This is a genomic window from Paraconexibacter sp. AEG42_29 (genome assembly GCF_040581415.1).
Lineage (GTDB): Bacteria > Actinomycetota > Thermoleophilia > Solirubrobacterales > Solirubrobacteraceae > Paraconexibacter.
On sequence record NZ_CP114014.1, the window covers coordinates 3,359,268 to 3,385,571 of the forward strand.

The window sequence follows — 26,304 nt, forward strand, 5'->3', positions numbered from 1 at the left end:
TGGTGGCCGGCCCGGGTCACACGCGGACCCGCGGCCGCATGGCGGCCAGCTTCTTCGGCCCGATGCCGGGGATCTGCTCGAGGTCGTCGACGCTCCGGAACGGTCCGTTCTCGGTCCGGTATTGCAGGATCTTCGCCGACGTCGCCGGGCCGACCCCGTCGAGCGTCTCGAGCTGCTCGGCGGTGGCCGTGTTGAGGTCGATGATCCCGCCGACGGCCGCCGCCCCCGGCCCGGCCCCCGCTCCACTCCCGCCCCCGCCGCCACTCCCCGTCGCTGCGCCGGCACCGCCCGCGGAACCGCCCGCCCCCGTACCGCCCGGCGCGGCCCCCACCGGCGCGCCCCGCCGCGGCACGAGGATCTGCGCGCCGTCCTTCACCGGCGCGGCGAGGTTGATCGCGTCGAGGTCCGCCCGCATGGCGCCGCCGCCCGCACGCGCGAGCGCATCGGCGATCCGCTCGCCGGCCTTCAGCCGGTAGATCCCCGGGCGCCGCACGGCCCCGGCGACGTGGACCACGACCGCCGCGGCCGGCTCGCGCTCGAGCACCGCACCCGCGTCACCGCCTCCCCCGGCCGCGCGCCCCGGCGCACCAGCAGCGTCCTCCCCCGCCCCGTCGGCACCGGCCGCGGCCGCTCCGCCGCCGCCAACGACCTCCGCGCTCGTGCCGTCAGTACCGCCGACCTCACCCGCGCCGGTCCCGCGCTCACCGCCGGCGACGGCGTCGGCCACCACCGCGCCCGTCCCCCCGACCGCCCCGCCCGGAACCGTCGGCGACAGCGCGCGGCTCCCCAGCCACGCCGCCAGCGCCACCAGGACGGCGGCGACGGCGAACTGGGCGCGGGTGATCTCGGTCACCCGCCCGAGGCTACGTGCGCACCTGCACCGGCAGAACCGCGTTCCTGCGCCGCCTCAGCGCCCGGATTGCAACGCCACGCCGCCGCACTGCGCGGCCGGCCCGCGGGTCAGCCGCGCACCGCGATGTTCACGAGCTTGCCGGGAACCACGATCACCTTCGCGACCGTCTTGCCCTCCAGGTGCGCCTGCACCTTCGGCGACGCCATCGCCAGCGCCTCGAGCTCATTCTTCGAGGCCGTGGCCGGCACCGAGGCCCGGTCGCGCACCTTGCCGTTGACCTGGAAGACGACCTCGACGGTGTCCCGCTCGAGCAGCTCGCTGTCGGCGGCCGGCCACGGCTGCTCCCAGACGCGGTCACCCGTCAGCTTCGAGTACGCGTCCGCCGCGACGTGCGGCGCGAACGGGAACAGCAGCGACGCCGCCGTCGCAAGCGCGAAGCGGACGGCCTGCGGCTCCGCGTCCCCGCGCTCGTTGACCGCGCGCGAGACGTCGTTCGTCAGCTCCATCACCGCAGAGATCGCGGTGTTGAAGTTGAAGCGCCCGGCCATGTCGTTCGTGACCTTCTCGATCGCCCAGTGCGCCTTGCGCAGCAGCTCGAGGTCGGCCGGCGACAGCGACTCGACGTCCGGCTGGTCGGCACCTGCCCCAGGCCCGTCCGCGGCCGCCGCCGACAGCCGCCACAACCGGCTGAGGAACCGGTACACGCCGTCGACCCCCTCGTCCGCCCAGTCGGCGTCCTGGTCGGGCGGGGCGATGAACAGGATGTAGGTCCGCGCGGTGTCGGCTCCGCGCGCGGCGACGATGTCCTGCGGCGAGACCACGTTGCCACGCGACTTGGACATCTTCGCGCCGTCCTTCGTGACCATCCCCTGCGTGAAGAGCTTCGCGAACGGCTCCTGCACGTCGACGTGGCCGAGGTCGGCCAGCGCCTTGACGAAGAAGCGCGCGTAGAGCAGGTGCAGGATGGCGTGCTCGACGCCGCCGATGTACTGGTCGACCGGGGCCCAGCGCTTGAGGATCTCCGGGTCCCACGCCGCCTCGTCGTTGCTCGCGTCGGTGTAGCGCAGGAAGTACCACGAGGAGTCGACGAACGTGTCCATCGTGTCCGTCTCGCGCTTCGCCGGCTTCCCGCAGGATGGGCACGGGACGTTGACCCAGTCGGTCGCAGCGGCCAGCGGCGAGCGGCCCTTCGGCTTGTAGTCCTCGACGTCCGGCAGGATCACCGGCAGCTGATCCTCGGGGACCGGGACGGTGCCGCAGGCCTCGCAGTGGATGATCGGGATCGGGCAGCCCCAGTAGCGCTGACGTGAGAGCAGCCAGTCGCGCAGGCGATAGTTGGTGGACGAGTTGCCCTTGCCCTCGCGGTCGAGCCAGCGGACGATCGCCTCGAGCGCCGCGGTCTTGTCGAGCCCGTCGAAGTCCGGATGGGAGTTCACGAGCACGCCGGGACCGGTGTACGGCAGGCCGTCCTCGTCCCCACCCTCGTCCGGGACGCCCTCCACGACCCGCTTGACCGGCAGGTCGAAGGTCTTGGCGAAGTCGTAGTCGCGCTGATCGTGGCCGGGGACCGCCATCACGGCGCCGGTCCCGTACTCCATCAGCACGTAGTCGGCGACGAACATGGGGATCTGCTCGCCGTTGACCGGGTTCGTGACCGTCCGGCCCAGCGGGACGCCGGTCTTCGTGCGGTCCGCGTTGCCGCGGTCCTCCTTGTCGGTCGTCAGGGCGCGGTTGACGTAGTCGCGGACCTCGTCCTCGTGGCCCGTGCCCGCCGCCAGCTTCTCGATGTCCGGGTGCTCGGGCGCCAGCACGAAGAAGGTCGCGCCGAACAGCGTGTCCGGGCGGGTCGTGAAGACCGGGTAGTCGACGCCCAGGTCCTCGCAGCGGAACGTCACCTCGGCCCCTTCGGAGCGGCCGATCCAGTTGCGCTGCATCGTCTTGACGTGCTCGGGCCACTCGATCTCGTCGAGGCCGTCGACCAGCCGGTCCGCGTAGTCGGTGATGCGGAAGAACCACTGCTCGAGGTGGCGGACCTCGACCAGCGCGCCCGAGCGCTCGCCGCGGCCGTCGACGACCTGCTCGTTGGCGAGCACGGTCTCCTCGACCGGGTCCCAGTTGACCGTCGCGGCCTTCCGGTAGGCCAGCCCCGCGTTGTAGAACTGCAGGAAGATCCACTGCGTCCAGCGGTAGTAGTCGGGCTCGCAGGTGGCGAGCTCACGCGACCAGTCGATCGAGATCCCCCAGCGCTTGAACTGCCGGCGGAACGACTCGATCGACTTCTTCGTGGAGTCGCGCGGGTGCTCGCCCGTCTTGATGGCGTTGTTCTCGGCGGGCAGGCCGAAGGCGTCGTAGCCCATGGGGTTCAGGACGTGGCGCCCCGTGCGGCGGTGGAAGTGCGCGACCGCATCCCCGACCGAGTAGACCTTCAGGTGCCCGATGTGCGGCTCGCCGCTCGGGTACGGGAGCATCACGAGGACGTAGGACTTGTCCCGGCCCTCGACGTCGTTGGAGACCTCCCAGGTGCGCTCGTCCGCCCACACCTTCTGCCAGCGCGGCTCGATCTCCTCGGGGTCATACCTGTACTCGGTGCTCACGGCGCCGGAGTCTAGGGTCTGGGACCGTGTCCGCCCCGCCAGACCCCGCCGCCTTCACCACCCACCGGGCGCTCCTGCCGAGCGGGTTCGAGCTCGCCTACGTCCACGAGGGTGTCGGCGGCTTCCCGTTGCTGCTGGTCCACGGCTGGCCGGAGTCCAAGCGGCTGTGGTGGAAGGTCGCGGCCGACCTCGCCGCCGCCGGCTTCGAGGTCATCGCCCCGGACCTGCGCGGGTTCGGCGAGTCCGACCCCGACCTGGACGGGTTCCATGACCTCGCCGCGCATGCGCGCGACCTGCACGCGCTGGTCCGCGACGTCCTCGGCCACGAGCGCTGCGCGACCGCCGGGGGTGACCTCGGCGGCGGCATCATCCAGGACCTCGGGCTGCGATTCGACGGCTTCGTGGCCCGGCAGGTGCTCTTCAACTGCGTGATGCCGATCCTGCCGGACGCCTACGCGGCGGCCGGCCTGACGAGCGAGACGGCGCCGGTCGTCCGCGCCGCCGCCGACTACTTCCTGCGGCAGGCGAAGGACGCGGACGGCCTGGCCGCTGAGCTCGACACGCCCGCGCGCCGGCGCCGCTACATCGAGCAGTTCTACGGATCGCGGTTCTGGGGGACGCCGGGCGGGTTCACGCGCGAGGACGTCGAGTTCATGACCGAGCCGTTCGCGTCCGCCGACCACCTGCGGGCCGGCTTCGGCAACTACGAGTCGACCCTGGGCCGGCGCCCGCTGTCCGAGCGGCCGATGTGGTTCGCGGTGTCGGACGTCCCCACCCTGGCGTTGTACGGGCCGGACGACCACGTCATGTACCCGGATTGGCCGGAGCGGTGCGAGGTCGCGTTCACCGACCTCGTCGGCCCGTTCGTCGTGCCGCGGGCGGGACACTTCCTGCCGTGGGAGCGCCCCGAGCTGTTCGCGCGGGCGGTGACGTCGTTCCTGCGGGACCTGTTGCCGGCCACCACCGCCGACACACCGCCGCCGCCGCCTTCATCGGTCTGACGTCCAATTTTGGTCGTCCCTGCGACCAAGACTGGTCGTCAGACGTGCGACGCCCCCGGAGTCCGGCATGGTCGGGGTCTTGCGGGTCGTGGCGCGGGTGGGTCCTACCATCGTGGGTCATGTCCGCCGAGCCCCGCCCGCCCGCCACCACGGCGTCGGCGATCCAGGTCGCCTCCGACAAGGTCGCCGCGATCGTCGAGGCGGCCGAGAGCGCCGCCGCCGACCTGCGCACCCAGACCGAGCTGCGCTCGAAGGAGCGCATCGCCGAGGCGGACCGCGCCGGGGCCATGCGCGTCGAGGCCGCAGAGGCCGAGGCCGCCGAGATCCTCGCCGCCGCACAGGCCGAGGCGCAGCAGGCGCTGACCGAGGCCCGGGCGCAGGCCGAGTCCGTCGTGATCGAGGCCCACGCCCGGGCCCAGGCCGTCGCGACCGAGGCCGAGCGGGTCAGGCAGGAGGCGGACAACCACCGGCTGGTCGCCTACCAGGAGTCCGAGGAGGCGGCCCAGACGCTGCGCAACACCGCCGAGCGCGAGTCGGACGCCGCGCTCGCCCGGGCCCGCGAGGATGCCCGGATCATTGTGCGTGACGCCCGCGAGGCCGCCGCGCGGGTCCTGCGGGAGGGCAACGAGCTCTCCGGCAACCTGCGCGACCTCGGCGCCTCGCTGCAACGCAACGCGGGCCGTCTGCTCGGTGACGTGCGCCTGGCCCACGCGGCACTCACCGCGGACCTCGATCAGGTCGCCGACAGTGCCAGCGGCGGACCGTTCGTCAAGGACGCCCGCCACACGGCGCCGTCCGACACGCGGCCGCGCGCACGCCCGGCCGCGGACGACGAGCTCGACGTGCCGGAGTTCATCCCGCGCCGTCGCTGACGCGGCGCGGCGACCCGCTACGACCCGCAAGGAACAACCAGCGCGCGTTCGTTATGATGGCCGGGCAGGACACATGCGGGGCTGTAGCTCAGCTGGAAGAGCGCTTGGCTGGCAGCCAGGAGGTCAGGGGTTCGAGCCCCCTCAGCTCCATGTGAACACGAAACCCCCGCACTGCGGGGGTTTCGTCGTTCCGGGGGCGGCCGCGTCAGCCGGCCGCCGTGAAGGTGAACCCGACCTCGACGCTCGCCCGGAGCGTGATCTCGGACGGACTCACGGCGATCGGCTGCTGGTCCGGGTCGCCGGCCATCCCGGCGAGGGCAGCGGCCGCCCGCACCTCGATCCCGCCGCCCGCCGACCAGCCGTGCGCGTCCCCATCCGACTGCGCCCGCAGCCCCGGCTCCGCCGCCCACGCCACGGCGTCGACGCGCAGCCCCAGCCCGGCGGCGTAGGCACCGGCGCGACGGCGTGCGTCGCGAGCGGCAGCCGTCCGGACCTCCTCGTGCGCCGGGTTGGCCGGGTCCAGCGCCCACTCGGGTCCCGTGACCGCACCCTCGGCCGCCGTGAGCTCGGCGATCAGCGCCCCGAGCGCGGCCAGGTCCGTCACCTCGACGATGGTGGTGCGTTCCGCCCGCCACCCGGTGCGCACCGACTCGCCCTTGCGCCAGCGCGTCTTCGGGTGCACGACGATGGCGGCGGCCATGACCCCGCCGGTCGCGGCCGCGCGCCCCTCCAGCACCGCGTCGACGGCGTGAGCATGCTCCGCCGCCGCTGCGTAGGCCGCCGCCTGCGTCCCCGCCTCGCCGTCGACGGTCACGCGCAGGGACGCATGGTCGGGCATCACGTGCACCTCGGCGGTGCCGAGGACCATCAACTCAGCCGGCATGCGCGCAGCCTACGCCCGCGATCGCCGGGGTGGCGGTGCCAGATCGCGGAAAACGGGACCACGCACTGCCACCCCCCGCGCGGACCCAGGGGGTGGCAGTGCCAGATCGCGGGAACCGGGACTGCGCACTGCCACCCCGTGCGCGAAAGGCCAACCCCGACCGGCCGGCCGGAGGCGTCCGGTCGGCTCCCGCCGCCGTAGAACGACCTGATGCTCCCCACCCCCGCCGACGACCCGCGCAGCGACACGACCGCGCTCGTCGTCGCCGTCAGCGGCGTGATCGGGCCGGTCCCGTACGTCATGGCCGTGGCCGCCCTGCGGATGGCGGGCAGCCCGCGGCGCTCCCGCAAGGCAGCCGCGGCGATCGGCGTCGCGTCCCTCACGATCGTGGCGCACACCGTCTTCCTGGCCTGGCTCGCGCACCACCTGCTCACCTGACCGGGCGCGCGCACGTTAGGACGGCCTAACGTGTGTCGCATGAGCACCTCCGAGTCCCCCGCCGCACCCCCACGTCCCGCCGGCCGCCGCAACCGGCGCGCGACGGTCCTCGCGACCGAGACCCTCACCCCCCATCTGACGCGCATCGTGCTCGGCGGACCCGACCTCGTCGACTTCGGCGCCGGGGCGTTCACCGACCACTACGTCAAGCTGCTCCTGCCGCCCCCGGGCGCGTCGTACGCCGAGCCGTTCGACGCGGACGACATCCGCGCCCGCCTGCCGAAGGACGAGTGGCCGCGCACCCGGACCTACTCCGTCCGCAACTGGGACGCCGACGCGCAGCAGCTCACGATCGACTTCGTCGTCCACGGCGACACCGGCGTCGCCGGTCCGTGGGCCGCGAACGCCAAGCCCGGCGACGAGCTGCAGTTCAACGGCCCGGGCGGCGCCTACCTGCCCGATCCCGAGGCCGCCTGGCACCTGATGGTCGGCGACACGTGCGTGGTCCCGGCGATCGCGGCCTCGCTGGGCCGGGTGCCGCCGGGCGTCCCGGTCCACGTGCTGCTCGAGGTCGACGGCCCCGACGACGAGCTCGAGCTGACGTCCACGGGCGACCTGCGCCTGACGTGGCTGCACCGGTCGGCCCGCACGGCGCCGGACCAGGACCAGCTGCTGGACGCGGTGACCGCGCTCGAGTTCCCGCCGGGCGTCCCCCACGCGTTCGTGCACGGCGAGGCGAGCATGGTCCGGGCGGTGCGCCGGCACCTGCTCGCCGAGCGCGAACTGCCCCGCGAGGCGCTGTCGGCCTCCGGGTACTGGAAGCAGACGCGTACCGAGGAGGGCTGGCGCGAGGACAAGGCCGAGTGGAACCGCCTCGCCGAGCAGGACGTCGCACCCGCCTGACCGTGCCGCGTGGGCAGCGCCAGTGGCGCTGGACGGACGGGTGTGGCAGCGCCACGTGTCGAAAGACGACACCTGACGCTGCCACGCCCCATGAGCCCTGCGGCCGCGTAGGCCGACGAGCAGACCCCCCGGCGGCCTCAGCAGGTCGGCAGCGGGCGGCCGTCCTGCGCCCGCTCGCGCTCCCGCGCCAGGACCGCCCCCGCGTCCAGCGCCACGCGATCCGGCCGAGCGGGCCCACCGTCCAGCGTGAGCGACCAGCACCGGGCCAGGAACCGCAGCCGCGTGCGGGTCACCGCGACCGGTGCCGTGGCGATCCGCCGACCATCCAGGTGCTTGTCGATCCAGGCCCGCAGGCGCGGATCGCCCGCCGTCAGGCGGGCCCAGGTGGCCTGCGGCACCTCGATCGCGCCGTTGTACTCGCGCGGGACGTCGTCCAGCCCGCGAGCGCGCGTCTCCTGCCGCATGCCGTCGCTCGTGTGCAGCGTCAGGTCGAGCGGCAGCCCTGGGGCGACCTGGACCCGCAGCGTGGCCGGCGAGCACTGCACCGTGAAGTCACGGACCTCCGCCGCGGCACCGTCGATCGAGCCGGCGAAGCGGTGCGCGGCCGGGGACGCGGGCACCGTGCGCGTCCGCCGGGAGAGCGGCGACCCGACGAGCGGGCCGGTGACCGGCACGAAGCGCCAGCGCGGCGCCGCGATCGGCTTCTCCCAGTAGCCCGTCCGCCCGCCGCGCGTGCGACCGGCGATCCGCAGGACGCGGGCACCCGCCCCCAGGCCGGTCTTTGCGATCGTCAGCCGGTCGGTGACGGTGCCCGGCGGCAGCGGCTGACGGACCCAGGCCGGCGCCGGAAGCTGCCACCGCGCGTCGGACGCGGGACGGTCCTGCGCCCAGCTGAACGCACCGAACACCGTGTTCGCACCGGACACGTCGAAGTCGTAAAGACGCGTGAAGAGCTCGGCGCGGCGACTGACCGCAAAGACCGTCGACCCGCTCGCCGAAAGCGACGCCAGCGCCGTCGTCCCCCGCCGCGGTCCGCACACCTCGCGGCTCTCGTCGGACGGCAGCCACGGATCGAGGTAGGTGATCCGGCGTCCGCCGTCGCGCAGCAGGTACACGGTCGCCACCCCGATCGGGGTGCGCTCGCGGCCGGCGCTGTCGAGGAACCGCTCGCTCGAGGTGAACTCGGACGCCGCCCAGTCGGTGACGTCGGCGAACAGGCGCACGCCGAGACCGGTCCAGAAGTACGGGCCCCAGCGCCACGTCCACCGCTCGGGCGACACGTCGTCGCCGGGCATGTCGTGGGCGTAGACCTGCCGCGTCGCGTCGATCGCCAGCAGCAGACGGTGGTCGGCGGAGATCTGCCGGACGCGACCGGTCAGGCACGCCGGCGTCCTCAGGACACGCCAGGGCCTCCCGGCCACGCCGCGACCCTCGGTGGCGGGCCGCAGGTAGATGACGCCGTCCCGGACCGCGAACGCGTGCGCTCCCGCGAAGGTCTCCGTCGCGGTCTTGAAGACGACGTCGTCGGGCAGCGTGGCCGCCACGGCCGGGGTCGCCACCGGCCCGTACCCGCCCGGTCGCCGCGCGAGCGAGTCGGCCGTCGGCAGGCTCCCGCCGACGACGAGCAGCCCGGTGCTGCCGCCCACCAGCCCCAGGCAGCGCGGGTCGGTCGGGGGCGCCGCCTCCGCCACCCCAGGCGCCGCCGCACCTGGCACGGAGACGAGCAGCGCGGCGGCCGCCACCAGGGCGCCCGCCCGCCGGCCCCTGACCCCCGGGACGTGTCGCCGCACCGGCATCGGCGGTGCTCAGCGCTGCTTCGCCGCCACCGCGATGTTCCTGCCGCCGACCGTGACGTCGACGCGGTACGTCCCCTTGCCGACCCGCGGCGAGAACACGACCCTGGACCCGCGCCGCACGATCGTCCGGGCGGTCTTCGCCCCGCGCACGCGGATGACCACCCGAGCCGCCTTGCCGCCGGGCCGGATCACGGTGATCCGCGGCCGCGCGGTGCCGCGGGCCTCCGCGACGGTCACGACGGTCGCGCCGCGATCGGCGGTCGTCGACCGCACGGCGGCCCTGTCCTTCTCGAGGTCGGCCGCGCAGAACGGCGGCTTGACCCAGCGCTTGGCGCTGAACTCCTTGGTCTGATCGCTCGAGTGGACGGATGCCGGGTTGGCGGACTCGCCGTAGGTCACGAAGGTCCGGATGTCCGGGCAGCCCCGCTTGAGGTGGACGGCCTGCATGTACGACGAGCCGTGCACGACCTCCGTGTAGCCCTTCTTCGGGTTCCACGTCGGGGTGATCACGTTGAAGATGCCGCTGCCGCCCGGGCCACCGTGGATGGGGATCTGCTCCCCGCGCCGGGTGACCGTCTGCCCCTGCCGCGGCGTCGCGTCGAGCGGCAGCCCGGCACCCTGCATGTCCGAGACCGCCTGCAGCAGCGACGTCTGCACCGTCGGGTTCAGGACGTTCAGCCCGGCCGGCGTGTTGACGGCGTCGTCCGCGCTGAAGGCACCGCTGAAGGGACTGGCCGGGGCCGGCAGCGGGATCGGCAGCAGGCCCGTGAGCCGCGTGACGAACCGCTGCCAGAGGATGGCCCCCTTCGAGTCCAGGTCGTTGCGCAGGTCCCACGCGCGCAGCACCTCGCAGGCGGCGCTCGAGCAGCCGCGGACCAGGTCGTCCCGCCAGATCTCCCCGCTGTAGACGCGGTTGGACAGGCCGACCGTCATCAGGTTCGCGAGCGTGAAGCCCTTCCCGGGCAGGCCGTCGGTGCCGTCCAGACGCTGCTCGAGCTGCTTGATGCCGAGGCGCGTGCGCAGGGACCGCGCCGTCCGCTCGTCGCCGATGATCCGGCTGAAGCCCTCGAGCGGCTGCTTCGGGTTGCTCAGCCAGTACGAGTCGTTCATGTTCGACACGTGATCGGTGCGGCGCAGCGACGGCAGGTTGCCGCGGCCCAGGATCCCGGGCACCACGGCGTCCGGATCGCTCCCCGGCTTGCAGCTGCCGCGTGAGCCGTCGAGGACGGGCAGGCGCTGCAGCTGGTCGGTGACCAGCCCGAGCGCCGTCTGGCACTCCGTGTACTTCGACCGCGGGATGTTCGGCACGTTGCCGATGTCCGCGTAATACGCGTTCCCGGCGGTGTCGGCGGCGATCGTGTTGACCCACGGGATGCCCTGGTACTTCTTCAGGATCGCTTCGACGTCGGACACGGTCTGCGCCTGGTTCATGTCGAAGAAGTGGTTGAACAGCCGCCCGAAGTTCTCCTCGTTGCCGTCGTGCAGCGCGTATGCGGTCACGACATTCCACGGGAACAGCGGCAGGCCCAGGATCTGGGTGAAGATGGAGCCGTGCTCGCTCGAGTACAGCGTCCGGGTCCGCGACCGCAGCGACCCGTCCGGGCCGGTCACCTTGACCGTGACCTTCTCGGCCTTCATCCGCTTGACCTGACCGTCCTCGATGTAGGACGTCGGCGAGCCCGGGACGAGGGTCAGCTGGTACGGCACGAACCGCCGCGCCGTCGACACGGTATGGCTCCAGGCCATGCCCTTGGTGCTGCCGATCAGGACGATCGGGACGCCGAGCAGCGACCCGCCCATGACGTCGGCCTTACCGGGGACGGTCAGGTGCGCCTGGTAGAAGCGCTCCGGTCCCTGCCACGGGAAGTGCGGGTTGCCGTAGAGCAGGCCGCGGCCATCCTGCGAGCCGTCCTTCCCGATCGCGTAGGCGTTCGAGCCGAGGCCGCCGAGACGCCGGTCGAGCTCGCCCGGCGCGACGGCGCGGGCGGCGGCGATCGCGTCGGGCTCCGTCCCGCCCAGCAGCGGCTTGGCGTTCGCGATGCCGTCGATGGCGACACCGGCCGACGCGAGGATCGAGAGCGAGTAGAAGCGCCGGTAGACGTCCATCGTCGTGATCGGGCGCACCCACTCCTCCCCGCGGCAGGTCGGATCGGGGACGCCGTCGGTCCCGCCGACGTCGCGCAGCCAGGCGTTCCAGCCGGCCACGTAGCCGACGACCGCGTCCTTGATCTCCTTCTTGGGCCCGATGGGCGCCGGGACGGCGAGCAGCCGCTCGATCGTCCCGCGGTCCTTGATGCGCTGGTAGAAGAAGTCGCTGTTGAGGTTGTTCGCGTTCGAGCCGTTGCCGCGGATCGGATAGGACTTGTCGGATCCGAAGTAGCGCGCGCGCTCGCCGTTCACGGTCACGTACGACTCGGCGACGATGCAGGCGTTGTCCTGCGCCAGCGCGTATGCGTACCCGTATCCAAGCGAGGGGAAGTCCTTCGCCTTGATGTGCGGTATCCCGAACGCGGTTCGGGCGGTGGTGACGTCGTAGCGCGTGGCGGCCCCGGCGGTGGCAGGGGCCAGCAGCAGCGCCGCGCCGACCCAGGCGACAGCTCTCCTCATCATGCGCGCGACTCTACGCGAAGCCGGCCATTGGTGAACGCGAACGTTCGTCCACAACGACCGGCGGCCCGGATCCCGTCGTCGAAGACGGGACCCGGGCCGCGGTCAGGCATTGCTGAGCGGTGGCTCAGACGCCGGCGGTCTCCTCGCGCAGCGCCTCGGCGAGGCTGCCCGGGAGGATCCGGTAGGAGTGGAACTCCATCGTGTACGAGCCACGGCCCTGGGTCGCTGAGCGGATGTCGTTGGCGTAGCCGAACATCTCCGACAGCGGGACCTCGGACGTCACGGCGATGATGCCGCCGGGACGCGTCTCACGCTCGCCGACCAGGCCGCGGCGACGGGCGATGTCGCCCATGACCCAGCCGAGGCCGTCCTCGGGCACCGTGACCTCGACGTTCATGATCGGCTCGAGGATGACGGGCTTCGCGCGGCGGCAGGCCTCCTTGAAGCCGAGGCTGCCGGCCATCTGGAAGGCGATCTCCGAGGAGTCCGTGTCGTGCGACTTGCCGTCCGTCAGGGTGACCTTGATGTCCTCCATCGGGTACCCGGCGACGACGCCGGAGCTCATCGCGAGCTCGCAGCCCTTGGCCACGGCGGGGATGTACTCCGTCGGGACGTTGCCGCCCTTGACCTTGGACTCGAACTCGAAGCCCTTGCCGGGGTTCGGCTCGACGTTCAGGTAGACGACGCCGTACTGGCCCGAGCCGCCCGTCTGCTTGACGAACTTGCCCTCGATCTTGTTGGCCTCGGCCGTGATCGTCTCGCGGTACGCCACCTGCGGGCGGCCCGTGTTCGCGTTGACCTTGTACTCGCGCTTGAGGCGCTCGACGGTCACCTCGAGGTGGAGCTCGCCCATGCCCGAGAGCACGGTCTGGCCGGTCTCGTCGTCGGTGCGCATGCGCAGCGACGGATCCTCGCGCACGAGGTACGCGAGCGCGACGCCGAGCTTCTCCTGGTCCGGGCGCGACACCGGCTCGATCGAGACGTGGACGACGGGCGGGGCGAACGAGATCGACTCGAGCATGACCGGGGAGCCCGGGTCGCACATCGTGTCGCCCGTCGTGGCGTTCTTCAGGCCGATGGCCACGGCGATGTCGCCCGAGTAGACCTCGGTGACGTCCTCGCGGTCATTGGCGTGCATCATCAGCAGGCGGCCGATGCGCTCGGTCTTGCCCGTGGTGGCGTTGAGGATCTTGTCGCCGGCCTTCAGCGTGCCGGAGTAGACGCGGAAGTACGTCAGCGGGCCGGCCTGCGGGTCGCGCTGGATCTTGAACGCGAGCGCCGAGAACGGCGCCGAGTCGTCGGGGGCGCGGGTCTCGTCGCCCTCGGCTGCGGTGACCTCACCGCGGTCGAGCGGGCTCGGCAGGAAGCGCGTGATCGCGTCGAGCAGCGGCTGGACGCCCTTGTTCTTGATCGCCGAGCCGCACATGACCGGCTGCACGCCGTTGGCGAGCACCGCGGTGCGGATGGCGTTGGCGAGCTGCTCGCCGGTGACCGAGTCCTCGTCCTCGAGGTAGGCCTCCATGACCTCGTCGTCGTACTCGGCGACGGCGTCGATCAGCTCGTGGTGTGCGGCATGGGCGGCGTCGGCGTACTCGGCCGGGATCTCGCCCGTCTCGTAGACCATGCCGTCGTCGGCGGCGTAGGTGATCGCGACCATGTCGACGAGGTCGATGACGCCGCGGAACTGGTCCTCGGCACCGATCGGCAGCTGCACCGGGATCGCGTTCGCGCCGAGGCGGGCCTTCATCGTCTCGATGGCCTTTGCGAAGTCCGCGCCCTGGCGGTCCATCTTGTTGACGAAGCAGATCCGCGGGACGGTGTACTTGTTCATCATGCGCCAGACCGTCTCGGACTGGGGCTCGACGCCGGCGACCGAGTCGAACAGCGCGATCGCGCCGTCCAGGACGCGGAGCGAGCGCTCGACCTCGGCCTGGAAGTCGACGTGGCCCGGCGTGTCGATGATGTTGATGCGGTGGTCGACGGCCTTCTCGACGTTGGACGGCTTCCAGAAACACGTCGTCGCGGCGGACATGATCGTGATGCCGCGCTCCTGCTCCTGGTCCAGCCAGTCCATCGAAGCAGCACCCTCGTGCACCTCGCCCATCTTGTGGACCTTGCCGGTGTAATAGAGGATCCGCTCGGTGGTGGTCGTCTTACCACTGTCGACGTGGGCGGAGATCCCGATGTTGCGGGTGAGTTCGAGGCTGATCTGGCGGCTCATGGTCTTTCGGCTTTCGGCTTGTGAAGGTGAGGGATGGGAGCGCGTGGCTCCGGTTCGCCGGGCGGCCCGGTGGGCCGCCTGTGGTCATCCCGTCCCTGGCGATCGGGGCGCGGGCGGCAGCCGGCATCGCGCGGGGCACGCGGGCGTGGCTGCGAATCGGACGAAGCAGGTCTGGGCGACCGGCGCGACGTCCGTTCAGCGAAGCGCTGAACGAGAACCCGAACGGGCCCGAGCACGTCCGAACAGCACGCGCGGCGCGTGCTGGCGGGAATGCTTCAGTGCTGCAGAGACGACCATCGCTGCTAATGGTAGAGCACGCAGGTGATTTCGCACCGTCTGGTCACGATCCGGACACAACCAGCGCACCAACAGAACGGTTGCTATGTTCGTGCGCGTGATGCCCGATGTGTTCGGCGCGGTCCTCCCCGCGAACGGTGTGCCCGACGCGTCGCAGCTGTCGCCGCCGGCGCGGGTGCTGTACGAGGGGACCGTCGTCTTCGACCTTGCCCTGCGGACCGGGCTGGCGTCCGTCCTGGCCGGCGCGATGCTGCCGGGGGTCGTGACCCAGGACCAGCGCCGCGAGCGGCGGCGCCTGGACTTCTACCGCGAGCTGGCGGCGGGCAAGGACGCCGGCGCCGTCTTCGCGCCGCCGGACGGCGGCATCGCGGTGAAGGCCGATCGCCGCGCGCGCAGCCTTCCCCGCCTGGCCGGGGGCCATGCGGAGCTGCTGCGGTTCCGCAGCCCGTTCGTCCCGCTCCAGCCCGAGCTGCGCGGCCCGTACGCGAAGTCCGTCCCGAACCGGACCGCCTGGGCGCAGCACTGGCGCCACGACGACGGCCCCCGCCCCACGCTCTGCGTGATACACGGCTTCGGCGCGTCCCCGGACTGGTTCAACAAGGTCTTCTTCGAGCTCGGGTGGTTCTTCCGCCAGGGCTACGACGTCCTGCTGTACACGCTGCCGTTCCACGGCCGCCGGCGCAGTCGCTTCGCCCCGGTCAACGGCGCGGAGCTCTTCAGCCACGGGTTCGCGCAGTTCAACGAGGCGATGATCCACGCCGTCCACGACTTCCGGGCGTTCGTCGACTACCTGGAGGGGACGGGCGTCGATCGCGTGGGCGTCACCGGGCTGTCGCTCGGCGGCTACACGAGCGCGCTCCTGGCCGCCGTCGAGCCTCGCCTGGACTTCGTCATCCCGAACGCGCCGGTGACGTACATCCCGCAGATCCTGGCGGAGTGGTTCCCGGTCAACGCGATGGTCGGCGCGGTCTCGCGGACGCGGCTCGTGGACATCGAGCACGTGACCGCGTCGATCGCGGTCCACTCGCCGCTGAACTACGCGCCGGTCGTCCCGAAGGAGCGCCGGATGATCATCGGCGGGCTCGGCGACCGCCTGGCACCGCCCGAGCAGGCGCGGCTGCTGTGGGAGCACTGGGACCGCCCGAAGCTGCGCTGGTTCCCGGGCAGCCACATCCTGCACGTGGGCCGCGGGACGTACCTGCGCGAGATGCGCGACCTGATGGCCGCCCCGCCGCTGGCTGCATAGCCCGCGCTGGTCGTTCGCGCTGGACGCGTGTGGGTGATCGGGTCGGAGCGCTGACGCCGGGGGCCCGGTGGTCGAGGGTCGGTGGCGCTGGCGCCGAGGACCTGGTGGTCGGGGGTCGGTGGCGCTGACGCCGAGGACCGCCCCGGTCGCGCGCGACATCGGGGTCCTCGGAGGATGTGACGGGGCTTGCCCCCCAAAGCCTCCACGCGTCCTAGCCACGGCCGGGCAGCAGTGCCTCCTCGGAGGGTTCGGCGGGGCATACCCCCCAAACCCTCCACGCGTGGCACGACGCCCAGCCTGAGGACGCCGCTCCCGCTTGGCTGCCACCGCGGCCCGCCCGCGGAACAAAGCCGGTCGCGCCGTCGTTGAGGCTGTTTCGCGTCCTACGAGAGTGCTCGCGTCATCGTTACGAGCAAGACCTCGCAAAGCGCCGGGACAACCAGCCTGCTCCGGCACTCAGGCAGCCGGCGCGCCCCGCGGGCCTGGGATGTTGCGGAAGCCGAAGGCGTCGCTCTCGCGGCCGGCCTGGACGAACCAGCACTCGCCCGTCATGTCCCCGTCCAGGAGGCCCAGCACCGTGTCGGTGACCTGCGAGACCGGGATGATTGGCAGGTCCATGTCCGCGAGCGCGCCCTTGATCGGCGCGATGATCGCGGTGTCCGCGAAGCCCGGGCAGACCGCGTTGATGCGGATGCCGTCCGCGGCCAGCGACGGCCCGAGGGACCGCACCAGCCCCACGACCGCATGCTTGTTGGCCGAGTACAGCGGATCCATCGGGACCGCGGTCAGCCCGGCGAGCGATGCGGTGCAGACGATCACGCCGCCACCGCGGGCCTTGAGGGCCGGGACGACGGCGTTGATCCCGAAGACGACGCCGTCCAGGTTCACGCCCATCGCGCGGCGGTAGGCGACGAGGTCGAAGCCCTCCCCCAGCCCGGTCCCGCTGACGATGCCCGCGTTCAGGAACGCGATGTCCAGGCCGCCGAACGCGTCGACGGCGGCGGCCACTGCGGCCGTGCTCTGCTCGGGATCGCTGACGTCGGTCCGGAGGAAGGTCGCACCGGTCTCGGCGGCCACCGCCGCGCCGCCGTCCTCGTCGACGTCGCAGGCCAGGACGCGGACACCGCGCCCGGTCAGGACCCTCGTCAGGTCGCGGCCGAAGCCGCTGGCCGCGCCGGTGATCAGGGCAACTTGCTCGCTCATCGGCCGAGCGTAGTGGCCCGGCACCGACCGCGCCCGCTCAGTCGGCGGACGGCGGGGCGATGCCCGACGCCACCGCGGGCGGCAGGTCCAGCGTGATCCGCGGCACGTCGCCCCACAGCTGCTCGAGCCGGTAGAACCCACGCGTGTCCGGCGTGAAGACATGCACGACGACGTCGAGGTAGTCGAGCAGGATCCACGTCGCCTCGCCCGTGCCCTCCACGCGGCGCGGCAGGATGCCGTGCTCCTTCTTCATGCCCTCGTTAATCCCGTCGTGGATCGCCTTCACCTGGCGGTCGGTGTTCCCGGAGCAGATCAGGAAGACATCGGTGTAGCCCGCGACCCCGCGGAGGTCCAGCGCGATGGGCTCGATCGCCTTCTTGTCGGCGGCAAATCCGGCGATCGCCTGGGTGAGTTCCTCGGGGTTCATCGCTGAGGACGGTACAGGCCGTGGCCGTCGACGTACTCCGCGACCGTGGCGGGGACGAGGTAGCGGACGCTGAGACCGGCCGCGGCACGGCGCCGGATCAGCGAGCTCGAGAGGTCCATCCGGGCGACGTCGAAGAACCGCACGCGCGTCCCGTCGGGGTCCAGCGGCGCGAGCCGCGCGAGGATGTCCTCCCGGCCGATGCCCTGGCGCTCGGCCACGCCCAGGCTCGCCAGCGCGAGGATCTGCTCCGGCTCGCGCCAGGTGGGCAGCGAGTGGGCCATGTCGCCGCCGACGAGGAACGTGAGCTCGTCCCCCGGCTGCGCGGCGGCCAGCGCCCGCAGCGTGTCGGCGGTGTAGGACGGGCCGTCGTGGTCGATCTCCCACGTGGAGACCTCGAAGCGGCTGTCGCCGGCGACCGCCATGCGGCAGAGCTCGGCGCGGACCGCCGGCCCCGGGTCGGCGTGCAGCTCCTTGTGGGGCGGCGTGTTGACCGGCATCAGGACGACGCGGTCGAGCCCCAGCTGGTCGTGCGCCTCCTGGGCGAGGATCAGGTGCCCGACGTGCGGCGGGTTGAACGTCCCGCCGAGGATGCCGATCCGTGCCACGGCGCCGCCTACGTTACGGACGCACGTGGCCGTCGCCGCGCACGACGTACTTCGTCGTGCAGAGCTCGCGCAGCCCGATCGGCCCACGGGCGTGGAGCTTCTGCGTCGAGTTCCCGATCTCGGCGCCCATGCCGAACTCGCCGCCGTCGGTGAAGCGGGTGGACGCGTTGACGTAGACGCAGGCCGCGTCGACGCTGCGCTCGAACGCTCGCGCAGCCGCTACGTCGTTGGTGACGATCGCCTCCGAGTGACCGGAGCCGTGACGGTTGACGTGGGCGATCGCCTCGTCCACGGAGTCGACGATCCCGACGGCGAGCGTCAGCGCCAGGAACTCGGTGTCCCAGTCCTCGGCGGTGGCGTCGACCAGGCCGTCGGTGTCGGCGCCGACCAGCGCACGGGTGCGGCCGTCGACCCGCAGCTCGACCCCGGCCTCGCGCAGCGCGTCGATCGCGCGCGGCACGAACGCCGGCGCGATCGCCGCGTGGACGAGCAGCGTCTCGGCGGCGTTGCAGACCCCGGGGCGCTGCACCTTGGAGTTGAGCGTGATCGCGAGCGCGGCGTCGAGGCCCGCGGACGCATCCACGTAGACGTGGCAGTTGCCGGACGCGGCGAAGATCACGGGGACGGTGGCGACGCCCTTCAGCGCGTTCTTCAGGCCCTCGCCGCCGCGCGGGATGATCAGGTCGACGACGCCGGTCTGCGTGGCCAGCTCCGCGAGCTCCTCGCGGCCACCGCCGGCGACCAGGGAGATGGCGCCTTCGGGGACGCCGGCGGCCGTGGCGGCGTCGGCGGCGATCCCTGCCAGCACGGCGTTCGAGTGCGCGGCCGACGAGGACCCGCGCAGCACGATCGCGTTGCCGGACTTCAGGCACAGCGCGGCGGCGTCGATCGTGACGTTCGGACGGGCCTCGTAGACGACGGCGACGACGCCGAGCGGGACGCGGACCTTGGTCAGGTCCAGGCCGTTCGGCAGGCGCTCGCCGCCGACGATCTCGCCGACGGGGTCGGCCAGCGCCGCGATGTCGCGGACCTGTGCCGCGATGGCGGCGATGCGGTCCCCGGTCAGCAGCAGCCGGTCGAGCAGCGCGCTGGAGAGATCGGCCTGCTCCCCGGCCTCCATGTCGCGCGCGTTGGCCTCGAGGATCTCCGGCGTGCGGCTGACGAGCGCGTCCGCGATCGCGTGCAGCGCGCCGTCCTTGACCGTCGCCGGCACCGACTGCAGCGCGCGGGCGGCGGACTGCGCCTGCAGGCAGATGTCCGTGACGGAGGCAGCGGTCGTGGCCATCTGCAGAGAGTACCGGCGACTAGTCTCCCGCACCCTCCATCGCCCGGCGCAGCGCGCGCAGCTCGTCCACGTGCAGCGTCGCCGGGGCCGGGACGGCGGTCAGTCCGGCGCGCTCCGCATCTTCGAGCGCGGAGTTGAACGCCTGCACCGCGGGCAGCTCGTCGGAGCTGCGGTACTCGCGGGAGACGTCGCCGGCCACCGCCACCACGTACTCCTCGCCCGTCCAGGTCAGCACGACGCGCCGCGCGCGGCCCGCGCCGCCGGCCGACCGCGCCCCACGCGGGATCAGGAGCGGGGAGCGCATGAGCTGGATGGGAGTCACGAGAGGACGAAGTAGTCCCGGTGGACGGCCTCGTCGGACGCCCGGGGAAGGACCTCGCGCACCTGCGCGCTCTTGAGGCCGACGACCTGCCGCAGCTCGTCCGCGGTGTAGCTCGAGATCCCCTTGCCGATGACGCGGGCGCCCTCGGAGACCTGGACCGCGTCGCCGGCGTCGAAGCTGCCGCTGACGTCCGTGATGCCGACCGGCAGCAGCGAGGTGCCCAGGTCGCGGAGAGCGCGGGCGGCCCCGGCGTCCACGACGATCGTCCCGCGCGTGGGCTTGGCGTACTTCAGCCAGAGCTTGAACGACGAATGGCGGGCCTCCGCAGGGGCGAACCGCGTCCCTTCCTGCTCGCCGGCGAGCACCGCGTCGAGCGCACCCGGCCGGACGCCGTTGGCCACGACCGTGACGATCCCGGCGGCGCTCGCCATCTCGGCGGCCACCACCTTCGAGCGCATCCCGCCGCTGCCCAGGGGCGACGTCGAATGGCCGATGTCGAGGGCGCTCAGGCCGTCGAAGTCGGTGACCTCGCGGACGATCTCCGCGCCGGCGTTCAGGCGCGGGTCGGCGGTGTAGAGGCCGTCGATGTCGGTGAGCAGGACCAGCCGCTCGGCGCCGATCAGCACCGCGACCTGGGCGGCCAGGAAGTCGTTGTCGCCGAAGGAGATCTCGTCCGTCGTCGTCGTGTCGTTCTCGTTGATGACCGGGACGACGCCCCAGGTCAGCACCCGTTCGAGCGTGGCGCGCGCGTTGAGGTAGTGCGTGCGGGCCATCAGGTCGAAGAAGGTCAGCAACACCTGCGCGCTCTTGACCTCGTGCGCGGCGAGCTGCTCGTCCCAGACCCGGAACAGCTTCCCCTGGCCGACCGCGCTCGCGGCCTGCAGGTCCTCGATGACGGACGTGCGCCCGGTCCGGCCCATCACGCCCATGCCGTGCGCGATCGCCCCGGACGACACGATGACGACGTCGTCCCCCAGCGCCCGGCGCGCGGCGACCGCGGCGCAGACCTGGCCGATCACGTCCACGCGCGGCTCACCCGTCCGCTCGACGACGGTGCTCGACCCCAGCTTGATGACGACGCGCCCCACGACGTCAGGACGCGTCGAGCTCGAAGACGATGCCCGCGATCTCCACGTCGTCGCCCGGCTGGAAGCCCGCATCGTCGAGGGCCCGCAGCACGCCCATCTTGCTCAGGCGATGCTCGACGTGGGCCATCGCGTCCTCGTTCTCGACGTCGTGGCGGGCGATGAGCCGCTCGACCTCGGGTCCGACGACCCGCCAGACGCCCTCCTCGTCCAGCGGCTCGACCTCCCAGCCCTTGCGCGAGCGGGGCGTGTAGGTCTGGTGGGCGGGCAGGTCGTCGAGCTCGCTGCCCGTCAGCTTGTCGCCCGCTGCCGCGATCCCCGCGGCCTCGCCGGCGGCCAGCAGCGGAACGCGCCGGAAGAGGGCGAGCGTCAGCTCGTCGAGGCCGAGCCCCGTCGCCGCGGACGTCACCAGCACGGGCGTGGCCGCGAACGGGTCGTCCGGCTCCCACTCCTCGCGCGGCGGGACCTCGGCGTCGAACCGCGCCTGCCAGCGGGCGCGGGCCTCCTCGGCCTTCTCGTCGCTGACGAGGTCCGCCTTCGACAACACCATGATCCGCGGCAGGCCCGCCAGGCGCGGGTCGTGCAGCTCGAGCTCGCGCTCGATGGTCGTGTAGTTCTCCTCGGGGTCGCTGCCATCGAGGGGCTCGAGGTCCAGGACGTGCACGAGCAGGCGGGTGCGCTCGACGTGGGCGAGAAAGTCGTGCCCGAGCCCGTGGCCCTCCGACGCCCCCTCAATCAGCCCGGGGATGTCGGCGAGGATCAGCTGGCGCTCGGCGCCGTCGAGCGTGCCGAGAACCGGCTCGAGGGTGGTGAACGGGTAGCCGGCGATCTTGGGCGCGGCGCGTGTGAGGCGCGAGAGCAGCGAGGACTTGCCGGCGTTCGGGACGCCGACCAGGCCGACGTCCGCGAGCAGCTTGAGGCGCAGGTCGATCCAGCCCTCCTCGCCGTCGATGCCCCGCTCGGCGAACCGCGGCGCCTGGCGGGTCGAGGACACGAAACAGCGGTTCCCGCGGCCGCCCGAGCCGCCGCGCGCGACGACCACCTTGCGGCCCGGGACGATCAGGTCATGGGTGGTGCCGTCCAGGTCGACGATCTCCGTCCCGGGCGGGACCCGCACGATCAGCGTCTCGCCGCTCGCGCCGTGCCGCTGGGCACCCTGCCCGTGCCGGCCGCGCGTCGCCTTGTAGTGCGCCCGGCGCTTGAAGGACTGCAGGTCGCGGACCGAGTCGTCGCAGACCAGGACGACGTCGGCACCGTGGCCGCCGTCGCCGCCGTCGGGCCCGCCCATCGGGACGTGCGCCTCACGGCGGAAGGACATGCAGCCGTCGCCGCCGCCACCGCCCTGCACGAAGATCCTGGCCTTGTCGTAGAGCATTGCTGCACTCCATGGTGGCAGGCGAACGGTCGAAACCGGCGTCGGGGCTAGGCTGACCGCATGTCCGACACCCCGCAGAAGGTCTTCCTCATCACCGGCGCCAGCACCGGGATCGGCGCCGCGACGGCCCGCCACGCCGTCGACGCCGGCTACCGCGTCGTCCTGGCGTCCCGGTCCACCGACAAGCTCGAGGCGCTCGCCGCGGAGCTCGGCGGCGACGAGCACGCGCTCGCCGTGGCCTGCGACGTCACCGAGTGGGACCAGGTCGAGGCACTGGTGGCGAAGACGATCGACGCCTACGGCCGCCTCGACGTCGCGTTCGGCAACGCCGGCTTCGGTGCCTCACGCGGGTTCCTCAAGGAATCGCCCGAGCACTGGAAGTCGATGGTCCTGACCAACGTCTACGGCGCCGCGCTCACGATCCGGGCGACGATCCCGCACCTGAAGGAGACGAAGGGCCACCTGCTCCTGACCGGCTCGGTGGCGGGCCGGCGGGCGCTCGAGGGGTCGCTGTACTCGGCGACGAAGTGGGCCATCACCGCGATGGGCGAGTCGGCGCGGCTCGAGCTGAACGACACCGGCGTCCGCGTGACGGTCATCGAGCCGGGCATGGTCGACACGCCGTTCTTCGACAACGGCGCCGGGGACGGGGCCCTCAAGCCGGACGACATCGCGAACGCCGTGATGTACGCAGTCGGCCAGCCGCCGCACGTGGACGTCAACGAGATCCTGGTGCGCCCGGTGTCCCAGGGCACCTGACCCGACCCGACCCGACCGGCCCGGTCGGGCCGGGCCGGGCCGACCCTGCGGCGCGGCGGCTCAGCCGGCGACGACCGTGATCGTCCCCTGCATCGAGGCCGCGTGGAACGTGCACAGGTAGGGGTAGGTGCCCGGCTTGGTCGGCGTGAAGCTGTCGGTCTCGCCCTTGTCGAAGTCCTTGGACGTGAACTTCTCCGGCGCGCCTTCCTTCGTCACGACGTTGTGACGGGTGGCGTCGGCGTTCGTCCAGGTGAGCTTGGTCCCGGCCTTCACGGTGACCTTCTCCGGGATGATCTCGTAGTCCTTGTAGGCGATCGTGACGTCGCCGCTCTGCGCGGGCGCCGCGTCCGCCGGGGTCGACGTCGCCGCGGCGGCCGGAGTCGAGGTCGACCCGGAGCCCGAGTCGTCGTCGGATCCGCAGCCGGCCAGCACCACGAGGCTGGTGAGCGAGACGGCGAGAAGGGTGCGCGGCGCAGCGAGGAAGGACATGCACCCACTTTCGGGCGCGCCGCCCGAGCGGATCATCGGCCGCCGCGCGGGCGGGCCGGCGTCAGGCGTCTTCGGCCGGCGGCGCGGTGCGCTTCAGCACGCCGGCGATGGCGACGCTGGCGACGACCGTGCCGCCCGCGAGGGCGACCGTGCCGGCGACGCCGCTGGACGGCAGCTCATCGCGCGCCTTGAGCGTCGCGACGAGATCGACCGCATCGTTGATCGCGCAGGTCGCGACCCAGCGGGGCCCGATCTGCGGGTGCGCGACCGTGTGCAGCGTCATCGCGCCCAGCATGAGGTCGCGGATGCCGAGCGCGCGGACCGCGACCTGGGTCCCTGCAGTGGCCGCCGATCCGCCGAGCCAGCGGCGGGTGGTCGCTTCCGGCTTGGCGACGAGCGCGATCCCGAACAGCACACGGCCGGCGGCGATGAGCCGGCCGGCCAGCAGTGCCTGGGATCGCGACACGGGCGGTGCTACTCGGCCGCGGCGGGGATGACGCTCACGACGCGGCCACGGCGGCCCTCGGTGAACGACAGGGTGCCCTCGGCCTTGACGTACAGCGTGTCGTCCTTGCCGATGCCGACGCCGGCGCCGGGCTTGAAGACGGTGCCGCGCTGGCGGACGATGATCTCGCCGCCGGTGACGATCTCGCCGGCGAACTTCTTCACGCCGAGGCGCTGCGCGTTGGAGTCACGACCGTTGCGTGAGGAGCCGAGGCCCTTCTTATGTGCCATGTCTCTTAGCTCCCAGCGGTGATGGTGGTGATCTCGATGCGGGTCAGCTCCTGGCGATGACCCGTCTTGCGCTTGTAGCCGCGCTTGGGCTTGAACTTGAAGACGGTGAGCTTCGGGCCGCGGAGGTGCTCGACCACGGTCGCGCCGACCTTCACGTTGCCCAGGCCGGCCTTGTCGAAAACGGGCGTGTCGCCGTCCCCTCCGTAGAACAGCGGCTCCAGGTCGAGGGTGCCGCCGGCTTCCACAGCGAGCCGCTCGACCAGGAGCTTCTGCCCCTGCTCGACGCGGTACTGCTTGCCACCGGTCTTGACGATCGCGTACATAAGGTCTGCTTACTCCGAGGAAGTTTGGTCAGGCGCCGCGCTTGCCGCGGCAGCCGAACGGCGCCGTCCGCCTCTGCGGCCGCGGCGCCGAGGCTTGGATTCTACGCCATCGGACCCATCGACGCGCTCCGGCGCCACGATGACCTCGCCGTCCTCCCCCACGAGCAGCGCCACGGCGGCCGTCCGGCCGGCGTCCTCGATGCGTACGAGGTGCTTCTGCCCGACGAACTGCCCGCCCCCGACGACGCTGATGATGTACCCGTCGACCTTGGCCACCGCGTCGTCCACGTTGTACATGTGGGGCTCGACGATCGTGACGAGGACCTCGTCCCCGACGTCGAACGGGATGGCCTCCTCGGAGACCTCGACCTTCGAGCCCTCGAGCACGACGTCGAAGTGCGAGAGCTTCAGCCCCTCGCTGCCGGTGAAGTGGAAGAGCTTGCCGGTCTCGGCCTCGAGCGCGTGCAGGACGCGGGCGCCGTGGCCGGTGAACTGGGCGCTGACGCCGGGGTGCACGCGGACGAGGAACGCCTCGACGGAGCGCGGTGCCCGGGTGGCGACCTCGCGCAGCTTGCGCTCCACGTCGATCGCGATCGTCTCCTCGGAGCGGATCACGCCCTCGCCGTCGCAGGTCGGGCAGGCGCGGGACATGATCTCGCGCACGCCCTCGGTGACGTTCTGGCGCGTCATCTCGACGAGGCCGAGGCGGGAGATCTCCGCGGTGAAGGTCTTCGTGCGGTCCTCGTCGAGCGCCTTGCGCAGCGTCTTCAGCACGGCGTCGCGGTTGCGCGCACGGGCCATGTCGATGAAGTCGATGACGATGATGCCGCCGATGTCCCGCAGGCGCAGCTGGTTGACGACCTCCTCGGCCGCCTCGAGGTTCGTCTTCGTGATGACGTCCTCCAGGCGGGCCTGCTTGCCCCGGCCGACGTAGGACCCGGAGTTCACGTCGATGACCGTGCCGGCTTCGGCGTAGTCGATCAGCAGGTAGCCCCCGGACGGCAGGTCCACGCGCTTGGCCATCAGGCCGTCGATGACCTCGTCGACACCGGTCGACTCGAACAGCGGCTTGGACTCCTGCCACAGCTCGACGCGCTCCACGAGCTCGGGTGCGGTGCGGCTGAAGAACGAGACGAGGCGCTGGTACTGGCCCTCGTCATCGACGATCGCCCGCTCGAAGTCGGCGGCGAAGATGTCGCGCACGACGCGGACCGAGAGGTCGGCCTCCTGGAACACGAGCCCGGGCGCGGGCGTGGAGTCCACGCGCGACTGCAGGACCTCGTGGAGTTTGAACAGGTACTGCAGCTCGCGCTCGAAGTCGGGCCGGGTGGCGCCGTGCGCCGCCGTCCGGACGATCGCGCCGCCGCCCTGCAGGTCCAGGCCCTTGGCCTCCTTGCGCAGCCGCTCGCGCTCCTTGTCGTCCAGCCGCTTGGAGACGCCGACGCCCTCGCCGGTCGGCGTGTAGACCATGTAGCGACCGGCGACCGTGAGGTCCATCGACAGGCGCGCGCCCTTGGACTTCAGCGGGTCCTTGACGACCTGGACGACGATCTCCTGGCCGGGCTTCAGCAGGTCGGAGATCTTCTTGCCGCCGTCGTCCCGGCCCCGCCCGCGGCGGACCGTCTCGACGCCCGGGAGCACGATCTCGTCGACGTGCAGGAAGCCGTTCTTCTCGAGGCCGATGTCGACGAACGCCGCCTCCAGGCCGGGCAGGACGTTGTCGACCTTGCCCTTGTAGATGTTGCCGACGATCGACCGGTTGCCCCGGCGCTCGAAGTACAGCTCCGCGACGCGGTAGCCGTCGACCCCGGTGGTGGTCGGGCGCGCCGCGGTGGCCGTTCCGCCGCCACGTCCGCGTCCCCGTCCGCCGCTCCCGGCCGACTTGGCGGTCACCTGTCCGGTGGCCTCCAGCAGCGCGATCCGGGTCTCGGCCCGGTCAACGCTGACCAGCACTTGCTTTCTCACGTCTCTCTCACTCTCTA

Annotated in this window: 24 protein-coding genes and 1 tRNA gene; 7 read left to right on the plus strand and 18 right to left on the minus strand. The window is 72.2% G+C overall.

Going from position 1 to position 26,304, the window contains the following annotated elements:
• Window positions 1-16: 16 nt before the first annotated feature.
• Both DSM112329_RS16305 and leuS read right to left on the minus strand, forming a co-directional pair.
• Entirely contained in the window at window positions 17-853 is an 837-nt protein-coding gene (locus tag DSM112329_RS16305; RefSeq protein WP_354697612.1) for a ComEA family DNA-binding protein, read from the minus strand.
• 107 nt (window positions 854-960) lie between these two features.
• The gene (gene leuS, locus DSM112329_RS16310) at window positions 961-3,447 is read right to left on the minus strand and encodes a leucine--tRNA ligase (protein ID WP_354697613.1); all 2,487 of its coding nucleotides are present in this window, start codon (window positions 3,445-3,447) and stop codon (window positions 961-963) included.
• Between the two features lie 26 nt (window positions 3,448-3,473).
• Here leuS and DSM112329_RS16315 point away from each other — a divergent pair, with 26 nt between their 5' ends.
• From DSM112329_RS16315 to DSM112329_RS16325, 3 genes are all read left to right on the plus strand, one after another.
• Window positions 3,474-4,448, plus strand: coding sequence for an alpha/beta hydrolase (locus DSM112329_RS16315; RefSeq protein WP_354697614.1), 975 nt, complete (start codon window positions 3,474-3,476; stop codon window positions 4,446-4,448).
• Window positions 4,449-4,567: 119 nt separating this feature from the next.
• Window positions 4,568-5,320, plus strand: coding sequence for a hypothetical protein (locus tag DSM112329_RS16320; protein ID WP_354697615.1), 753 nt, complete (start codon window positions 4,568-4,570; stop codon window positions 5,318-5,320).
• A 77-nt stretch (window positions 5,321-5,397) separates the two neighbouring features.
• Window positions 5,398-5,470 (plus strand) — tRNA-Ala (locus DSM112329_RS16325).
• A 55-nt stretch (window positions 5,471-5,525) separates the two neighbouring features.
• On the opposite strand, the gene DSM112329_RS16330 is transcribed toward DSM112329_RS16325, so the two are convergent.
• A complete protein-coding gene (locus DSM112329_RS16330; protein ID WP_354697616.1) occupies window positions 5,526-6,203 on the minus strand; it encodes an SIMPL domain-containing protein in 678 nt (225 codons plus the stop codon).
• 210 nt (window positions 6,204-6,413) lie between these two features.
• Between DSM112329_RS16330 and DSM112329_RS16335 the strand changes: the two genes are divergently transcribed.
• Entirely contained in the window at window positions 6,414-6,641 is a 228-nt protein-coding gene (locus DSM112329_RS16335) for a hypothetical protein (protein ID WP_354697617.1), read from the plus strand.
• A 39-nt stretch (window positions 6,642-6,680) separates the two neighbouring features.
• Window positions 6,681-7,544, plus strand: a complete 864-nt coding sequence (locus DSM112329_RS16340) for a siderophore-interacting protein (RefSeq protein ID WP_354697618.1) — start codon at window positions 6,681-6,683, stop codon at window positions 7,542-7,544.
• Window positions 7,545-7,681: 137 nt separating this feature from the next.
• Here the strand turns inward: DSM112329_RS16340 and DSM112329_RS16345 are convergent, their stop codons facing one another.
• The 3 genes from DSM112329_RS16345 to fusA form a co-directional block, all read right to left on the minus strand.
• Window positions 7,682-9,340 (minus strand): hypothetical protein, encoded by a 1,659-nt coding sequence (locus tag DSM112329_RS16345; RefSeq protein ID WP_354697619.1) that lies wholly within the window; start codon window positions 9,338-9,340, stop codon window positions 7,682-7,684.
• Window positions 9,341-9,349: 9 nt separating this feature from the next.
• Entirely contained in the window at window positions 9,350-11,950 is a 2,601-nt protein-coding gene (locus DSM112329_RS16350) for a penicillin acylase family protein (RefSeq protein ID WP_354697620.1), read from the minus strand.
• Between the two features lie 124 nt (window positions 11,951-12,074).
• A complete protein-coding gene (gene fusA / locus DSM112329_RS16355) occupies window positions 12,075-14,171 on the minus strand; it encodes an elongation factor G (RefSeq protein WP_354697621.1) in 2,097 nt (698 codons plus the stop codon).
• Between the two features lie 397 nt (window positions 14,172-14,568).
• On the opposite strand from fusA, the gene DSM112329_RS16360 reads away from it, so the two are divergent.
• Window positions 14,569-15,714 (plus strand): alpha/beta fold hydrolase, encoded by a 1,146-nt coding sequence (locus DSM112329_RS16360; protein WP_354697622.1) that lies wholly within the window; start codon window positions 14,569-14,571, stop codon window positions 15,712-15,714.
• A 456-nt stretch (window positions 15,715-16,170) separates the two neighbouring features.
• On the opposite strand, the gene DSM112329_RS16365 is transcribed toward DSM112329_RS16360, so the two are convergent.
• The 7 genes from DSM112329_RS16365 to obgE are packed head-to-tail and all read right to left on the minus strand — an operon-like array spanning window position 16,171 to window position 22,016.
• Window positions 16,171-16,917 carry an SDR family NAD(P)-dependent oxidoreductase gene (locus tag DSM112329_RS16365; RefSeq protein WP_354697623.1) on the minus strand — a complete coding sequence of 249 codons (747 nt, stop codon included), beginning with the start codon at window positions 16,915-16,917 and terminating at the stop codon, window positions 16,171-16,173.
• Between the two features lie 37 nt (window positions 16,918-16,954).
• Complete coding sequence (gene rsfS, locus DSM112329_RS16370; RefSeq protein WP_354697624.1) at window positions 16,955-17,344, minus strand: ribosome silencing factor; 390 nt, start codon at window positions 17,342-17,344, stop codon at window positions 16,955-16,957.
• Window positions 17,341-17,949: a nicotinate-nucleotide adenylyltransferase gene (gene nadD, locus DSM112329_RS16375; RefSeq protein WP_354697625.1), complete on the minus strand. Its 609-nt coding sequence runs from the start codon at window positions 17,947-17,949 to the stop codon at window positions 17,341-17,343. The genes rsfS and nadD overlap by 4 nt, the downstream gene beginning before the upstream one ends.
• Window positions 17,950-17,962: 13 nt before the next feature.
• Window positions 17,963-19,234: a glutamate-5-semialdehyde dehydrogenase gene (locus DSM112329_RS16380; protein WP_354697626.1), complete on the minus strand. Its 1,272-nt coding sequence runs from the start codon at window positions 19,232-19,234 to the stop codon at window positions 17,963-17,965.
• Between the two features lie 19 nt (window positions 19,235-19,253).
• Complete coding sequence (locus DSM112329_RS16385; protein ID WP_354697627.1) at window positions 19,254-19,556, minus strand: hypothetical protein; 303 nt, start codon at window positions 19,554-19,556, stop codon at window positions 19,254-19,256.
• On the minus strand, window positions 19,553-20,644 hold the full coding sequence (gene proB / locus DSM112329_RS16390) for a glutamate 5-kinase (RefSeq protein ID WP_354697628.1): 1,092 nt from the start codon (window positions 20,642-20,644) through the stop codon (window positions 19,553-19,555). Before proB ends, DSM112329_RS16385 begins: the two co-directional genes overlap by 4 nt.
• A gap of 4 nt (window positions 20,645-20,648) precedes the next feature.
• Window positions 20,649-22,016: a GTPase ObgE gene (obgE, locus tag DSM112329_RS16395; protein ID WP_354697629.1), complete on the minus strand. Its 1,368-nt coding sequence runs from the start codon at window positions 22,014-22,016 to the stop codon at window positions 20,649-20,651.
• Window positions 22,017-22,076: 60 nt separating this feature from the next.
• Between obgE and DSM112329_RS16400 the strand changes: the two genes are divergently transcribed.
• Window positions 22,077-22,775 carry an SDR family oxidoreductase gene (locus tag DSM112329_RS16400; RefSeq protein ID WP_354697630.1) on the plus strand — a complete coding sequence of 233 codons (699 nt, stop codon included), beginning with the start codon at window positions 22,077-22,079 and terminating at the stop codon, window positions 22,773-22,775.
• 60 nt (window positions 22,776-22,835) lie between these two features.
• Here DSM112329_RS16400 and DSM112329_RS16405 read toward each other — a convergent pair whose 3' ends face one another.
• The 5 genes from DSM112329_RS16405 to DSM112329_RS16425 form a co-directional block, all read right to left on the minus strand.
• The gene (locus DSM112329_RS16405) at window positions 22,836-23,264 is read right to left on the minus strand and encodes a cupredoxin domain-containing protein (protein WP_354697631.1); all 429 of its coding nucleotides are present in this window, start codon (window positions 23,262-23,264) and stop codon (window positions 22,836-22,838) included.
• A 61-nt stretch (window positions 23,265-23,325) separates the two neighbouring features.
• Window positions 23,326-23,730 (minus strand): hypothetical protein, encoded by a 405-nt coding sequence (locus DSM112329_RS16410; RefSeq protein ID WP_354697632.1) that lies wholly within the window; start codon window positions 23,728-23,730, stop codon window positions 23,326-23,328.
• Between the two features lie 8 nt (window positions 23,731-23,738).
• On the minus strand, window positions 23,739-23,999 hold the full coding sequence (rpmA, locus tag DSM112329_RS16415; protein ID WP_354697633.1) for a 50S ribosomal protein L27: 261 nt from the start codon (window positions 23,997-23,999) through the stop codon (window positions 23,739-23,741).
• A 5-nt stretch (window positions 24,000-24,004) separates the two neighbouring features.
• Complete coding sequence (gene rplU / locus DSM112329_RS16420; protein ID WP_354697634.1) at window positions 24,005-24,322, minus strand: 50S ribosomal protein L21; 318 nt, start codon at window positions 24,320-24,322, stop codon at window positions 24,005-24,007.
• A gap of 9 nt (window positions 24,323-24,331) precedes the next feature.
• A complete protein-coding gene (locus DSM112329_RS16425) occupies window positions 24,332-26,287 on the minus strand; it encodes an Rne/Rng family ribonuclease (protein WP_354697635.1) in 1,956 nt (651 codons plus the stop codon).
• Window positions 26,288-26,304: the final 17 nt, after the last annotated feature.